At 71.3% G+C, this 14,521-nt stretch carries 13 protein-coding genes; 7 read left to right on the top strand and 6 right to left on the bottom strand.

Annotation, left to right across the window (positions count from 1 at the left end):
- Positions 1 to 50: 50 nt before the first annotated feature.
- Positions 51 to 1,712 (top strand): phospho-sugar mutase, encoded by a 1,662-nt coding sequence (locus KGA66_RS01820; protein WP_211463745.1) that lies wholly within the window; start codon positions 51 to 53, stop codon positions 1,710 to 1,712.
- Positions 1,713 to 1,715: 3 nt separating this feature from the next.
- Here KGA66_RS01820 and KGA66_RS01815 read toward each other — a convergent pair whose 3' ends face one another.
- The gene (locus KGA66_RS01815) at positions 1,716 to 2,492 is read right to left on the bottom strand and encodes a PH domain-containing protein (RefSeq protein ID WP_211463743.1); all 777 of its coding nucleotides are present in this window, start codon (positions 2,490 to 2,492) and stop codon (positions 1,716 to 1,718) included.
- A 405-nt stretch (positions 2,493 to 2,897) separates the two neighbouring features.
- Between KGA66_RS01815 and deoC the strand changes: the two genes are divergently transcribed.
- From deoC to KGA66_RS01800, 3 genes are all read left to right on the top strand, one after another.
- Positions 2,898 to 3,842 (top strand): deoxyribose-phosphate aldolase, encoded by a 945-nt coding sequence (deoC, locus tag KGA66_RS01810; RefSeq protein WP_369015788.1) that lies wholly within the window; start codon positions 2,898 to 2,900, stop codon positions 3,840 to 3,842.
- Between the two features lie 104 nt (positions 3,843 to 3,946).
- Entirely contained in the window at positions 3,947 to 5,374 is a 1,428-nt protein-coding gene (locus tag KGA66_RS01805; protein ID WP_369015787.1) for an aldehyde dehydrogenase family protein, read from the top strand.
- Between the two features lie 277 nt (positions 5,375 to 5,651).
- A complete protein-coding gene (locus tag KGA66_RS01800) occupies positions 5,652 to 6,506 on the top strand; it encodes an aldehyde dehydrogenase family protein (protein ID WP_369015786.1) in 855 nt (284 codons plus the stop codon).
- 83 nt (positions 6,507 to 6,589) lie between these two features.
- On the opposite strand, the gene KGA66_RS01795 is transcribed toward KGA66_RS01800, so the two are convergent.
- Together KGA66_RS01795 and KGA66_RS01790 are read right to left on the bottom strand one after the other, a co-directional pair.
- Complete coding sequence (locus tag KGA66_RS01795) at positions 6,590 to 7,555, bottom strand: hypothetical protein (protein ID WP_211463737.1); 966 nt, start codon at positions 7,553 to 7,555, stop codon at positions 6,590 to 6,592.
- A 210-nt stretch (positions 7,556 to 7,765) separates the two neighbouring features.
- On the bottom strand, positions 7,766 to 8,404 hold the full coding sequence (locus tag KGA66_RS01790; protein ID WP_211463735.1) for a SigE family RNA polymerase sigma factor: 639 nt from the start codon (positions 8,402 to 8,404) through the stop codon (positions 7,766 to 7,768).
- A gap of 251 nt (positions 8,405 to 8,655) precedes the next feature.
- Here KGA66_RS01790 and KGA66_RS31335 point away from each other — a divergent pair, with 251 nt between their 5' ends.
- From KGA66_RS31335 to KGA66_RS01775, 3 genes are read left to right on the top strand one after another with little or no spacing between them, the layout of a single operon-like run.
- On the top strand, positions 8,656 to 9,342 hold the full coding sequence (locus tag KGA66_RS31335; RefSeq protein WP_211463733.1) for a response regulator transcription factor: 687 nt from the start codon (positions 8,656 to 8,658) through the stop codon (positions 9,340 to 9,342).
- A gap of 7 nt (positions 9,343 to 9,349) precedes the next feature.
- Positions 9,350 to 10,948 (top strand): ATP-binding protein, encoded by a 1,599-nt coding sequence (locus KGA66_RS31330; protein WP_211463732.1) that lies wholly within the window; start codon positions 9,350 to 9,352, stop codon positions 10,946 to 10,948.
- Positions 10,945 to 11,529: a hypothetical protein gene (locus KGA66_RS01775; RefSeq protein ID WP_211463730.1), complete on the top strand. Its 585-nt coding sequence runs from the start codon at positions 10,945 to 10,947 to the stop codon at positions 11,527 to 11,529. Before KGA66_RS31330 ends, KGA66_RS01775 begins: the two co-directional genes overlap by 4 nt.
- 125 nt (positions 11,530 to 11,654) lie before the next feature.
- Here KGA66_RS01775 and KGA66_RS01770 read toward each other — a convergent pair whose 3' ends face one another.
- The 3 genes from KGA66_RS01770 to KGA66_RS01760 are packed head-to-tail and all read right to left on the bottom strand — an operon-like array spanning position 11,655 to position 14,519.
- Positions 11,655 to 12,764 carry an adenosine deaminase gene (locus tag KGA66_RS01770; RefSeq protein ID WP_211463729.1) on the bottom strand — a complete coding sequence of 370 codons (1,110 nt, stop codon included), beginning with the start codon at positions 12,762 to 12,764 and terminating at the stop codon, positions 11,655 to 11,657.
- 10 nt (positions 12,765 to 12,774) lie between these two features.
- A complete protein-coding gene (locus tag KGA66_RS01765) occupies positions 12,775 to 14,085 on the bottom strand; it encodes a thymidine phosphorylase (protein ID WP_211463728.1) in 1,311 nt (436 codons plus the stop codon).
- Positions 14,082 to 14,519, bottom strand: a complete 438-nt coding sequence (locus KGA66_RS01760; RefSeq protein ID WP_211463727.1) for a cytidine deaminase — start codon at positions 14,517 to 14,519, stop codon at positions 14,082 to 14,084. The genes KGA66_RS01765 and KGA66_RS01760 overlap by 4 nt, the downstream gene beginning before the upstream one ends.
- Between the last annotated feature and the right edge of the window lie 2 nt (positions 14,520 to 14,521).

Genomic DNA, 14,521 nt, shown 5'->3' with positions numbered 1-14,521 from the left:
AGCCGGGTGGTGCGTATAACCGATGGCTTGAAAGGCCCTAAGGAGTCGCCGTGGAGAACCTGCTCGCCCGCGCCCGCGCATGGCTGGACGAGGACCCCGATCCGGAGACCCGCGAGGAACTTCGGGCACTGATCGATGCGTGCGCCGCCGGCGACGAGGCCGCAGCCGATGCCTGTGGCCTGCTCGCCGACCAGTTCTCCGGCACACTCCAATTCGGCACCGCGGGGCTACGCGGCGCACTGGGCGCGGGACCGAATCGGATGAACCGTGTCGTCGTCAGCCGCGCCGCCGCGGGCCTGGCGCGGTACCTGCGCGACAACGGCCATGTCGACGGAGCGGTCGTCGTCGGCTACGACGCGCGCAAGAACTCCGACGTGTTCGCTCGTGACACCGCGCAGGTGCTCAGCGGAGCCGGACTGCACGCACTGTTGCTGCCGAAGCCGCTGCCGACACCGGTGCTCGCGTTCGCGATCCGGTACGCGGGCGCGTGTGCGGGTGTCATGGTGACGGCCAGTCACAACCCGCCGCGGGACAACGGCTACAAGGTGTACCTCGGAGACGGCTCGCAGATCACTCCCCCGGCCGACGAGCAGATCGCGGCGGCGATCGCGGCTGTCGGACCCATGGCCTCGATCCCGCGCGACACGGAATGGGAGACGCTGGACGACTCGATCGTCGATGCGTATCTCGACCGCGCCGTGCAGGCGGTCGACGCGAAACGGCTCGGTGCGGCCGATCTACGCGGGCTGCGGGTCGTGTCCACCGCGCTGCACGGCGTCGGCGGAGCGGTACTCGCGGCCGCGTTCGAAAGGGCCGGGTTCGCCAAACCGGTCCCGGTGCCCGAACAGCAGGACCCCGACCCGACCTTCCATACCGTCGCCTTCCCGAACCCGGAGGAGCCCGGCGCGATCGATCTGGCGCTGGCACTGGCCGAGGAGTGCGACGCCGACCTGGTGATCGCCAACGATCCCGACGCGGACCGTTGCGCGGTGGCGGTTCCCGTGCGGGCCGGCCGGGACGGTCCCGCCTGGCGGATGCTGCGCGGCGACGAGGTGGGGGCACTGCTGGGGGCGTACCTGGCCGAGCGCGGCGGGGCGCGCGTCTTCGCCACGACCATCGTGTCCTCCTCCCTGCTCGGGCAGATCGCGCGGCGGCACGGCATCGACTACCGGGAGACGCTGACCGGCTTCAAATGGCTGGCCAAGGTCGAGGGCCTGACCTACGCCTACGAGGAAGCCCTCGGATACTGCGTCGACCCGGACGGCGTGCGCGACAAGGACGGCATCAGCGCCGCGCTGCTGATCGCCGAGTTGGTCGCGACGCTCAAGGCGGACGGCCGCGGTCTCGAAGACGAGCTCGAGCGCCTGGCAGCCGAGTACGGCCGGCACGCCACGGACCAGCTCTCGATCCGCGTGGACGAGCCGGAGCTGATCGAGCGGATGATGGCGGGCCTGCGCTCAGCGCCGCCGAAGGAGCTGGCCGGGCTGGCCGTCGCGCGCGTGGACGACCTGTCGCTCGGCTCCAGCGGCGTACCGCCCACCGACGGGCTGCGGCTGGCGCTGGAAGGCGGCGCGCGCGTCGTGGTGCGGCCGTCGGGGACGGAGCCGAAACTCAAGTGCTACATCGAGGTGGTGACGCAGGGCTCTGCCGCGGATGCGGCGGCGCGGCTCGACGCGCTCAAGCGCGCGCTGGCGCAGGCGCTGGGCGGCTGAACGTCAGCGCACGCCGATCGCGACGATCAGGAAGATCAGGCTCGCTCCGACGAGCAGGAACGAGGGCCAGGACCAGCGCGCGACAGCCGAGTGCGCCGCCGCGGGCGGCGCCGTCGCCGGCGCGCCGGGCGCCGGATCGCCCACCGCGGAACCGTTCCCGGCCTCGTTCGCCGTCTGCTCGGCGGCGGCGGCCTCTTGCGTGGCCTTCGCCTTGAACCGCGCCTGGACCTGATGAGCCTCGCGACGTGCGTTCATCTCGGCGATGGCCTGGTCCGCGAAGGACAACCGCTCGGCCGGGTCCTGCGGGCGCCGAGGACGCGATTGAAGCATGTCGGCGGACACGCCGCGCTTGGCCATGCGCTGGGCGTAGGACAACTCCTGGATGCGGTGGCGCTCCGCGCGGCGCCGCTCTCGTAGCGAGACCGGGATCGCCCAGACGGTGAACTGGCGCGTCTCGGTGTGGGCGACGAAAGAAAGCCGGGCGCTCAAGTCCGTGACCGTGTCCCAGGGCAGCACCACCGTGCGGAAGGGATTGCGCACGACGAGCCGGTCCGTCCAGGAGAACGCGACCGGGTAGACGCCGTAGAGACCGGCCAGCACTGTGACCAGCATCAGGACGGCGGCGGCGACCAGGTCCCGGGTGCCGGACTCGACCAGCAGGTCGATCGAACCGAGGCCGCAGAACAGCACGACCGCCGCGCCACCGATGAGTGCGGCCGCACCGCGGTACACGGTCGGCTTCTCAGAAGTGGAGCGGGCTTCGGCGGCGAGCGGAGTCATGACCATGGATTCTGCCCCACGCGCCGAACCGGGTCCACGTCAGGTGTGCCGGGCGATGCTCGCGCGGTCGAAGCAGCCGCTGCGCCCGCCACTTGCCACCGACACGCGACGGGTGTCACAGCCCGATAACGACCCGGTTCCGATCGCGGTGGCCACCGGCTCTCGAGTTTTCCACAAGCTACGTCCGGATTCCCGCACCGGACCGCGCCGCCGTTTACTGTGGACAGCGTGAGCAGCACCACCGAAGCGGCGCGGGCGCCGCACACCGAACCGGCCCCGGAGCCGGGCAGCGCACCGGGCGGACCGCCCGGGCGCGACCGCGCCGCGGCGGGAGAAACCGCCGTGAGCGAAGAGGGCGCGCCGGCGCGCGACCTGGCAGCGGCGCTCCCGGTGCCCGACCGGCCGGTGCCCGACCGGCTCGACCTGTCGGCGGCCACCGGGAGCGAGACCGCGCTACGCGGTTTCCTGCACGGGTTGCCGGGCGTGGACAAGGTCGGCGCGGAGGCCCGGGTCGCCCGCCTGGGCACTCGGTCGATCAAAACCACGGCGAAGAGCCGTGCGCTGGAGCTGGCGATCCGGATGATCGACCTGACCACGCTGGAGGGCGCGGATACCGCGGGAAAGGTGCGTTCGCTGGCGGCCAAGGCCCGGAGACCCGACCCGTCCGATCCCAGCTGTCCCGCGGTGGCCGCGGTGTGCGTTTATCCGGACCTCGTCGAGGTCGCCAAGCGGGAACTGCGCGGCAGCGGGGTCAAGGTCGCCTCGGTGGCCACCGCCTTCCCCTCCGGGCGCAGCCCGCTGGAGGTGAAGCTCGCCGAGACCCGGTTCGCGGTGGCGGCCGGAGCTGACGAGATCGACATGGTCATCGACCGCGGCGCCTTCCTCGCCGGGCGTTACGGCGCGGTCTTCGAGCAGATCGCGGCGGTGAAGGCGGCGTGCGGCGGCGCGCACCTGAAGGTGATCCTGGAGACCGGCGAGCTGGTCACCTACGACAACGTGCGCCGCGCCTCGTGGCTGGCGATGCTGGCCGGGGCCGACTTCATCAAGACCTCCACCGGCAAGGTCTCGCCCGCCGCGACGCTGCCGGTCTCGCTGGTCATGTTGGAGGCCGTGCGTGATTTCCGCGCCGCCGGCGGCCGCATGGTCGGCATGAAGCCGGCCGGCGGGATCCGAACCGCCAAGGACGCGATCAAGTACCTGGTCGTGGTCAACGAGACCTGCGGACCGGACTGGCTCGACCCGGACTGGTTCAGGTTCGGCGCCTCCTCGCTGCTCAACGACCTGCTGATGCAGCGTCAGAAGCAGGCGGCCGGCTACTACTCCGGTCCCGACTACGTGACGGTGGACTGACTGCGATGGCACAACGGAAACCCGGGCATTCGGCGCGGGCGCGGCAGGACGGCGGGACAGACCCCGGCTCGGCGGTCGCCCGCAGCGCACCGGGCACGGCCGACGTGTTCGAATACGCCCCCGCACCCGAGTCGCGCGCGATCGTCAGGATAAGCCCGAGCTATGACCTGTTCATCGGCGGCCGGTTCGTACCGGCGACCGGCGGCGCGCTCAAGACGGTGAACCCGGCGACCGAGGAGGTGCTCGCCGAGTTCGGCGTCGCCTCGGCCGCGGACGTGGACCGCGCCGTGGCCGCGGCGCGCGCCGCGTACGAGCAGGTCTGGTCCCGCATGCCCGGCTCCGAGCGGGCCAAGTACCTCTTCCGCATCGCCCGCCTGATCCAGGAGCGTTCGCGCGAACTGGCCGTGCTGGAGTCGATCGACAACGGAAAGCCGATCCGGGAGACCAGGGACGTGGACCTGCCGCTGGTCGCGGCGCACTTCTTCCACTACGCGGGCTGGGCGGACAAGCTCTCCCACGCCGGCTACGGGCCCGATCCGCGGCCACTCGGCGTCGCGGCGCAGGTCATCCCGTGGAACTTCCCGCTGCTGATGCTGGCGTGGAAGATCGCCCCGGCCCTGGCCTGCGGCAACACCGTGGTGCTCAAGCCGGCCGAGACCACGCCGCTGACCGCGCTGGCCTTCGCGGAACTGTGCAACCAGGCGGACCTGCCGCCCGGGGTGGTCAACATCGTGACCGGTGCGGGCGAGACCGGAGCGGCGCTGGTCGCGCACCCGGGCGCGGACAAGGTCGCGTTCACCGGCTCGACGCAGGTGGGCCGCGGCATCGCGCGCGCGGTGGCCGGCAGCCGCAAGAAGGTGACGCTGGAGCTGGGCGGCAAGGCCGCGAACATCGTGTTCGACGACGCCCCGCTAGACCAGGCGGTCGAGGGCGTGATCGACTCGATCTTCTTCAACCAGGGCCAGGTCTGCTGCGCCGGTTCGCGGCTGCTGGTGCAGGAGTCGATCGAGGCGGAACTGCTGGAGGCGTTGCGCCGGCGGATGCGGACGCTGCGGGTCGGCGATCCCCTGGACAAGAACACCGACGTGGGCGCGATCAACTCGGCGGCCCAGCTGGCGAAGATCACCGAACTGGTGGCGGCGGGCGAGGCGGAGGGCGCCGAACGGTGGTCGGCGCCCTGTGAGCTGCCGGGCACCGGGTACTGGTTCGCTCCGACCGTGTTCACGAACGTCTCGGCCACGCACCGGATCGCCCGCGAGGAGATCTTCGGCCCCGTGCTGTCGGTGCTCACCTTCCGTACCCCCGAGGAGGCCGTGGCGAAGGCCAACAACACTCCCTACGGTCTGTCGGCCGGGGTGTGGACGGAGAAGGGTTCGCGGATGCTGGCCGTGGCCAAGCGGCTGCGGGCAGGGGTGGTGTGGGCGAACACCTTCAACAAGTTCGATCCCTCGTCGCCGTTCGGCGGCTACCGGGAATCCGGTTACGGCCGCGAGGGCGGCGCACACGGCCTGGAGGCGTACCTCGATGTCTGACAAGGCCCGCGGAAAGACCGCGCCCGCGGCGAAGCAGGCCGCCGCGAGGAAGAGCGCGTCGAAACAAAGCGCTGCGAAACAGAGCGCCGCGAAACGGACTGCTGCGAAACAGAGCGCTGCGAAGCCGCCGGCGGAGAAGATCGCGGCGGAGCATGACACGCGCCCGGCGACCGTATCCGCGCAGGAGGCCAGGCGCGCTGAAACGAGTGCCGCCGTCGCCGAGACGCCGCCGTCGACCTCGCCGCCGGAAGAGGACGGCACCCCGCCGCGCCCACGTCTGGCAGTGCGCAAGACCTACAAGCTCTACCTCGGCGGGGCCTTCCCGCGGTCTGAGAGCGGACGGAGCTACGAGGTGACCTCCGCGCAGGGCGCGTTCCTCGCGAACGCGGCATTAGCCTCCCGCAAGGACGCGCGCGACGCGGTGAAGGCGGCCCGCTCCGCGTTCGGCGGCTGGTCCGGGGCGACGGCGTACAACCGCGGACAGATCCTGTACCGCATCGCCGAGATGCTCGAAGGGCGCCGGGACCAGTTCGCCGCCGAGATCGCGGCGGTCGAGGGCGTGACACAGGCATCGGCACTCGCGCAGGCCGAGGCCGCGATCGACCGCTGGGTCTGGTACGCGGGTTGGGCGGACAAGATCAGTCAGGTGCGCGGCACGGTGAATCCGGTCGCCGGGCCCTACTGGAACGTCTCCTCCCCCGAGCCGACCGGAGTGGTCGCGGTGTTCGCGCCCGAACGGCCCTCGCTGTTCGGCCTGGTCTCGGTGCTCGCACCCGTCATCGTCTCCGGGAACACCGCGGTCGTGGCGGCCCCGGGGGCGGCGGCGCTGCCCGCGATCACGCTCGCCGAGGTGCTGGCCACCTCGGACCTGCCCGGCGGCGTGGTCAACATCCTGACCGGACGGATCGCCGAACTCGCCCCGCCGCTGGCCGCGCACCTGGATGTGAACGCCCTGGACCTCGCGGGCGTCGAGGACCCGGGGTTGGCCGCCGAACTGGAACGGGCGGCGGCGCAGAACCTCAAGCGGGTGCGCCGGCCCGAGCCGGAACCGGACTGGACCGCCGACCCGGGGCTTGACCGGATCGTCTCCTTCCTGGAGACCAAGACGGTCTGGCACCCGGTCGGCGTTTGACCGCTCGGCGTTCCCATCCAGGCCGACGAACAGGTCGAATGCTGATCCGACCCCGCCGGCTGCCGCGCAGGCGCGATTCGCGCTTACTCGGCGTGCCAGTCGCCGATCTGGAACGGCCCCGGGCGCTGCTCCGGCTCCTCGGCGCGGGCCGAGGGGATCTGCTGCCCCTGAGCCGGCGCCGCCGGCGGCGCGATGCCCGTGCCGGCCGGCGACCACGGGCTCGGCTGGGCCGCGTAATCCTGCATCGGCAGCGCAGGCGGCTGCGGAGCGTGCGCCCCGGTCCCGGAGACCCCGGCACCGGGCTGCGGCGGCATCGGCGGCTGCGGGAAGGCCGGCGAGGCCGGGTTCTGCTGGCCCTGGACCGGCGGCAGTAACTGGGTGCGGTCGGAACCGGTCTGCGCGGCGGCCGGGCCGCCCTGGGCCTGCTGGCCGAAAGCCGTCGGACCGGACTGGCCCGGCTGCGGCTGCCCGCCCTGCTGGGGAGCCCAGCCGAATCCGCCGGGCGGCGGGGCGGGCTGCGTGTACTGCTGCTGCCCGGGACCGCCGGGGCCACCGGTCCAGCCGCCGCCGAACTGTCCGGGCCTCGCGACCGTCGGCCGCGGCGCCTGCGGGTTGAGGATCTGCCAGGTCTGCCACACGAACAGCGCCGCGACCGCGACCACCGCACCCTGGCCGAGCGCCAGCAGGAACGTCAGGAACTTGCCCTCCCCGCCGACACCGTCCGCACCGAACTGCGCCAGCACCGTCACGACCCCGAACAGCAGCGCGACGCCCATCTCGGCGAGCGCGACCATGGTGACCAGCCGCGCCTTCGCCAGCGCCGGCGCCACGTGCTGCGCCAGGTACACGGCGAACGCCGCCGCGGCCGCCACCACCACGTCCAGGAACGAGCCCACCTGGTCGTGCGCGCGGTTGGCGAAGGGCTCGGAGAAACCGTTCGAGGACGGCGGCGCCAGCAGATTGATCACTGCGACCAGCAGGGCCAGCCCCGCGAACAGCACGGCGGCAAGAGCCGCCGGTTCGCGCAGCTTCTTCAACGTCTCAGGCATGGCGGTGCGATGCTCCTGTGTCGGTCCGCTTGTCGTTGGACAGCATTGTCTTTCGAGACAGCATTGTCTTTCGGCGCAAGACTTCCACATTACCGAGCGTGATTGAAGGGCAGAACGCCGTCCGCGTGCCCGCCGGCGCCCTTCTCGCGCCGGATCAGCGCTCGAACGGGGCCTTCGTGACCAAACCCTGGTTACGCACGGTGCCGCGCCCTACGCGGCCTGCGACTCCGTAAGCCACTCGCTGCTCTGCGAAACGTACCCGGCCAGCGGCCGCAGCGCCGGGTCGTCGCGCAGCTTGCGCAGCGCGCGCCACAACGCCGACTTGACCGTGCCGACCGACACGCCCATACGCTCGGCAATCTCAGTGTCCGTATACGAGCCGTAGTACCTCAGCGAGAGCGCCTCGCGGTCCCGCGCGGACAGCCGCATCAGCGCTCGCGCCACCGCGACGCGCATCTCGACCTGCGCCATGGACTCACCGTCGTAGCCGTGTTCGGGCAACTCGTCGGTCGGGTACTCCTCCACCCGGCGCTTGCGCCACTGGGAGATCTGATGGTTGGTCATCGTGCGGCGCAGGTACGAGCCCACGACCGCCTTGTCCTCGATCCGGTGCCATGCCTGGTAGGTCTTGAGCAGGCCTTCCTGAAGCAGGTCCTCCGCCTCAGTTCGGTCGCCCGCCACCTGGTGGGCCGTACGCAGCAGGGAGGAACGCCGCTGCGCGACATAAGCCGCGAAGTCCGCGGGCGCGTTCGCCGAGGCGGCGGCCCTGCGGCTGGAACCGGGCGCGGAAGAATCCGCGTCATCCTTCCAAGCGGGGGCCGGAAGGGTTGCCAGAGTCTGGAAGCTCATGGTGATTAGCCTGGCCCCCGCATTTCATCGTCGCGTTCGCCTCGCGTCACAGCTTTGCCACAGGCGCTCAGGGGCCGTACGCACCAGCCGACCGCACCGAGAGCCCGGACACCACACAGAGTCACGGCGGCACACGCCGGCGTCACGAGTCGAACACACATTCACCATGGCAACTGCGCGATTGTGTGAAGTACTGCTAAAGCCGCCGGTGGTATCGACCATGTGCGTGTGAAGTAGGTAAGAATGGGTAGGTGCCGAGCCTCCTTCTCGTCGAAGACGACCCGTCCATCCGGATGGCCATCGAGATCGCGCTGACCCGACAGGGCCACCAGGTCGCGACCGCGGCCACCGGCGAGGAGGCCCTGGAGATGTGGCAGAGCCAGCGCCCCGAACTGGTGGTGCTCGACGTCATGCTGCCCGGCATCGACGGTTTCGAGATCTGCCGCCGCATCCGGCGCACCGACCAGGTGCCGATCATCCTGCTCACCGCGCGCAGCGACGACATCGACGTGGTGGTGGGGCTGGAATCCGGCGCGGACGATTACGTGGTCAAGCCCGTCCAGCCCCGGGTGCTCGACGCCCGGATCCGGGCGGTGCTGCGCCGGCACGGCAACGGCGGCCCTGACGCCGGGGACACGGCCGTGTTCGGCGACCTGGTGGTCGACCGCGCGGCGATGACGGTGACCCGGGCGGGCGAGCCGATCTCGCTCACCCCCACCGAGCTCAAACTGCTGGTCGAGCTTTCCCGCCGGCCCGGCCAGGCACTCTCCCGCCAGCAGCTGCTGCGCCTGGTGTGGGACCACGACTATCTGGGTGACTCGCGCCTTGTGGACGCCTGCGTCCAGCGTCTGCGCGCGAAGGTGGAGCTGGTGCCGTCCGAGCCGCAGCTGATACGGACCGTGCGCGGTATCGGCTACCGCCTGGATCCGCCGAGGTGACGGCCCGGTGAGCCGGAAGAGCGACCTGAGCCGGAGCATGGTGGGGCTGCGCCACGAGGGCGACCCGACGGGAGAACGGGTGCGCGAAGCGCACCGCCGGCACGCTGGTGTGCGCCGGCGCCGGCTGCGGCTGACCGGGATGCGTGCCCGCCTGTTCGCGGGCTTCCTCGCCGTGGCGGTCATCACCGCGGGAATCATCACCGGCGCCTCCTATTTCCTGATCCGCGACGCCCTGGTCTCCCGGGCCGGCAGCAACGCCAAAGCCCAGCTGCTCACGGACGTGCAGCAGAACGGCCAACAGCTTCAGCTGTCCACCTCGGGCCAGACCGACACCTCGATCGCCGACACGATGGCGAAGAACGGCGGCGGCGTGATCGTTCTGATCACTCCGCGCGGCACCGCCCCCAGCGACCTGCGGTTCGGCAACCAGGACATCCCCAAGTCCTTCCAGGACGCCGCGCAGACCCAGGTAGTACAGGAGCGGCGGATCATATATGGCACGCCGTACGTGCTGACCGGGACACGGATCAGCCCGAACGGACCCGAGGTCTACCTGTTCACCTCGCTGGAGTCGGAGCAGGCGATCCTGACCGAGCTGATGACCATCGGCATGGTCTCCGGCGGCCTGGCGCTGGTCGGCGCGTTCGCGGTGGCCTTCGCGGCGACCCGCAACGTGCTGGTGCCGATCCGCCGCCTCGGCCACGCCGCGCGGATGCTCGGCCAGGGCGATCTGGACGTGCGGCTGGAGGTCAAGGGCACCGACGAGATCGCGGACGTCTCGCACACCTTCAACGAGACCGCGGAGGCGCTGGCCCGCTCGATAGCCGAACTGCGCGCGATGGACGCGGCCTCCCGCCGCTTCGTCGCCGACGTCTCGCACGAGCTGCGCACCCCGCTGACCGCGATGACCGCCGTGACCGAGGTGCTCGAGGACGTCGAGGACGCCGACCCGACCACGGTCTCCGCCGCGCACCTGATCGCCAACGAGACCAAGCGGCTGGCCCGGCTCGTCGAGGACCTGATGGAGATCTCCCGCTTCGACGCGGGCACGGCGGCGATGCGGATCGAGGACATCAACCTGCCGGAACTGATCGAGGCGACGCTGGCCACCCGCGGCTGGACCGCGAAGGTGATGGTGGACGCGCCTTCGCTGCTGGCCACCCGGATCGATGCGCGCCGGATGGACGTGGTGATAGCCAACCTCGTCGGCAACGCGCTCAAGCACGGCGGGGAGCCGGTGGCGCTGAGCGTGCTCGACACCGGGCCCGTCGTGATCGTGCAGGTCGCGGACTCGGGACCGGGCATCCCCGCGGACGCGCTGCCGCACATCTTCGACCGCTTCTACAAGGCGGACAAGGCGCGCGGCCGTTCGGAGGGCAGCGGCCTGGGCCTGTCGATCGCGTTCGAGAACGCCAGGATGCACGGCGGCGAGCTTTCCGCCCGCAACCGCCCGGAGGGCGGAGCCGTCTTCACGCTCAGGTTCCCGAAGGCGGCCCAGGGCGCGGAAGCCGACCCCGACGCGGTCGAGCAGACTCCGACGAGCACGGACTCGGGATCGGGATCGGGATCGGGATCGTACGAAAGGCCGCAGGGGGTGAGCGTGTGACCGCGGACGTGCGGGCGAAGCGCCGAAGCGCCGTCGCGCTCGGCGCGCTGCTGGCCGCGCTCATGCTGCCCACCGCCGCGGCCTGCGGTATCCAGCCCACCGGGATCACCGTCCTGGGCCAGGCTCCGGCCGCCGTGGGCGCCGCGGTGCAGCCGAGCCAGGCCTTCGGCTCCAGCGGCCAGTTCCCGGTCTTCTTCTACCTCAACGACCGGCTCACCCCGCTCTACCTTCCCGCGAAGGCGGACACGACCGAACAGGACGTGCTCGACGCCTTGCTCAACGGCCCGAGCAAGACCGCGGCGGCCAAGGGCTTCGTCTCGGCGTTGCCGGCGACACTGACCGCGAGTATCCAGGCCGATGGCCTGCGCTACGCGTACAAGCTGAACCTGCCGCTCACCGCGCACGCGAAAGCGCAGTTCGTGTGCACCATGCAGTACTACGACCAGACCCTCTCGGTCGGCCTCCAAGTGGGCGATTCGAGCATGACCTGGCTCGGGTGCAGCGACACGACGGGCCAGTACATCCCCATGCCGGTCACCGGGGACTTTTCCGTCCCGGCGGCGACGAACAGCGGGCAGTAGCCCGGGCCCGGGCGACGGCGCCGCCGGCAACACGCCGGGGTGCGGCGTCCGGTCCCAGCACCTCCAGCTCGCGGGGCATGAGAGCGGACACCGCACCCCGGCGGGGCGCACGCAAGAACGGGCGGTCAGTCCTCGTCTTCGTCGCCGCGCAGGTTCGAGTAGCCGTTGATGATCTGGTCCGCGATCGCGTCGCGCACGTCGTGCGCGAGGAACGCGGCGTCGATCGCGTTGAGCGCGACCAGCTCCAGGTCGGCCAGGTCCCAGCCGAAGCTCTCGGCCAGCAGCGAGAACTCGCGGAACATCGAGGTACCGCTCATCAGCCGGTTGTCGCAGTTGACGGTGACGTTGAAGTCCAGTTCGTAGAGCTTCTGGATCGGGTGCTCCTCGAGTTTGGCGGCGATCCCGGTCTGCAGGTTCGAGGATGGGCACACCTCCAGCGCGATGCGCTTGTCGCGCACGTAGGCGGCGATACGGCCGAGCCTGGCGTCGTCGTCGCTGAGCGCGATGTCCTCGATGATCCGCACGCCGTGGCCGAGCCGGTCCGCGCCGTTGAGCAGCGCCTGGGCGATCGACGACGGTCCGTCCGCCTCGCCGGCGTGGATGGTGAACCGGAAGAACTGCTCGCGCAGGTACTTGAACGCGTCGGCGTGAAGATCCGGGCCGAAGCCGAGCTCAGGGCCGGCGATGTCGAAGCCCGCGACGCCGCTGTCGCGGTGCCGCACGGCCAGCTGCGCGATCCGCAGGCTGTGGCCGGGCTCGATGTTCTGGCGCATCGCGGTGACCAGCGTGCCGACCTTGATGAAGTGCCCGGAGGCGGCCGCGCGCTCCTCGCCCTCGCGGCAGCCGGCGTTGACCGCCTCGACGACCTCGTCCAACGTCAGCGCGGCGCGCAAATGCTGCTCCGGCGCGAACCGCGTCTCGGCGTAGACGACGCCGTCCGCGGCCAGATCCTCGACCGTTTCAGCCGCGACTCGGCGCAGCGCGTCGGCGGTCTGCATGACCGCGATGGTGTGGTCGAAGGTCTCCAGGTAACGCGGGAGCGAGCCGGAGTCGGCGGCATCGCGGAACCAGGCGCCGAGCTTCGCGGCGTCGCGGCTCGGCAGGCCGGTGTAGCCGCAGGCATCAGCCAGTTCGATGACGGTCTGCGGTCGCAGGCCGCCGTCGAGGTGGTCGTGCAGGGCCACCTTGGGCGCCTGCTTGATCTCGTCCGCTGTGAGCGATGTCGTTTCAGTCACCCGCAGTACCCTACGCGCTAACGCGCTCGAGGATGAGCGCACGGCGCGTGAATTCCTCGCCACCCTCCGCGGAGCCGTCCGTGCCGACGGTGCCAGTGCCGATAGTGACAGCGCCGGCCAGGTCGTCGAGCGCGGCCTCGAAACGCTCCGGCGTGTCCGTGTGCAGGGTGAGCAGCGGCGCCCCGGCGGTGACGGTGTCACCCGGCTTGGCATGCAGTTCGACGCCCGCGCCCGGCTGCACCGCATCCTCCTTGCGGGTGCGGCCCGCTCCCAGCCGCCAGGCCGCGATCCCGACCGCGAGGGCGTCGAGCCGGGTCAGCGTCCCGGAGGCGGGCGCGGCCAGCACGTGCCGCTCCCTCGCCCGCGGCAGCTCGGCGTCCGGGTCGCCCCCCTGCGCGCGGATCATCCGCCGCCACACGTCCATGGCGCTGCCGTCGGCCAGCTTGGCGGCCGGGTCGACCCCGTCGATCCCGGCGGCGGCCAGCATCTCGCGGGCCAGGGCGATGGTCAGCTCGACCACGTCGGACGGACCCGCGCCGGCCAGCACCTCGACCGCCTCGCGCACCTCCAGCGCGTTGCCCGCGGTCAGGCCGAGCGGCACCTGCATGTCGGTCAGCAGCGCGACAGTCCGCACGCCGTGGTCGGTGCCGAGGGCGACCATCGTCGAGGCCAGCTGCCGGGCCTGCGCGCGGTCCTTCATGAACGCCCCGGAGCCGACCTTCACGTCCAGCACCAGCGCACCGGTGCCTTCGGCGATCTTCTTCGACATGATCGAGGAGGCGATCAGCGGGATCGACTCGACGGTGCCGGTGACGTCCCGCAGCGCGTACAGCTTGCGGTCCGCCGGGGCCAGCTCGTCCCCGGCCGCGCAGATCACCGCGCCCACCTCGCGCAACACGCGCAACATCTCGTCGGGGGAAAGCCGGGCGCGCCACCCGGGGATCGACTCCAGCTTGTCGAGCGTGCCGCCGGTGTGCCCGAGGCCGCGCCCGGACAGCTGCGGGACCGCCGCACCGCAGGCGGCCACCAGCGGGGCGAGCGGCAACGTGATCTTGTCGCCGACGCCGCCGGTGGAGTGCTTGTCCGCGGTGGGGCGCCGCAGCCCGGAGAAGTCCATCCGGATGCCGGTGCCGATCATCGCGTCGGTCCAGCGGTTGATCTCGCGCCGGTCCATTCCGTTGAGCAGGATCGCCATCGCGAGCGCGGACATCTGCTCGTCCGCCACGACCCCGGCGGTGTAGGCCCGAATGACCCAGTCGATCTGCTCGTCCGTCAGCCGCCCGCCGTCGCGCTTGGCCCGGATCACATCGATGACGCTCATGGGGTTTCCTGTCCGGGGCGCGGCGGCGCCAGCTGGTGCGGACCGAATGCCTGCGGCAGGATGCCGGCCATCGTCAGCACGCCCTCGGGCGTGTCCACGAGCAGATCCGGGCCGCCGTGCTCGTAGAGCAGCTGGCGGCAGCGTCCGCACGGCATCAGCGTTCCGCCGCGACCGTCCACGCACGCGAAGGCGACCAGACGGCCGCCACCGCTCAGGTGGAGCGCGCTGACGAGGCCGCACTCGGCGCACAGGGTCACGCCGTACGAGGCGTTCTCGACATTGCACCCGGTGACGATCCGGCCGTCGTCGACAACGGCCGCCGCGCCGACCGGGTAGTGCGAATACGGCGCGTAGGCTCTGGCCATCGCCGCCCGCGCCGCGTCGCGCAACGCGGGCCAGTCGATCTCAGGGCTGGTCGACTCAGCGCTCGTCATCT

The organism is Actinocrinis puniceicyclus (assembly GCF_018283645.1).
Taxonomy (GTDB): Bacteria; Actinomycetota; Actinomycetes; order Streptomycetales; family Catenulisporaceae; genus Actinocrinis; species Actinocrinis puniceicyclus.
This window is presented reverse-complemented; position numbering and strand designations above follow the sequence as displayed.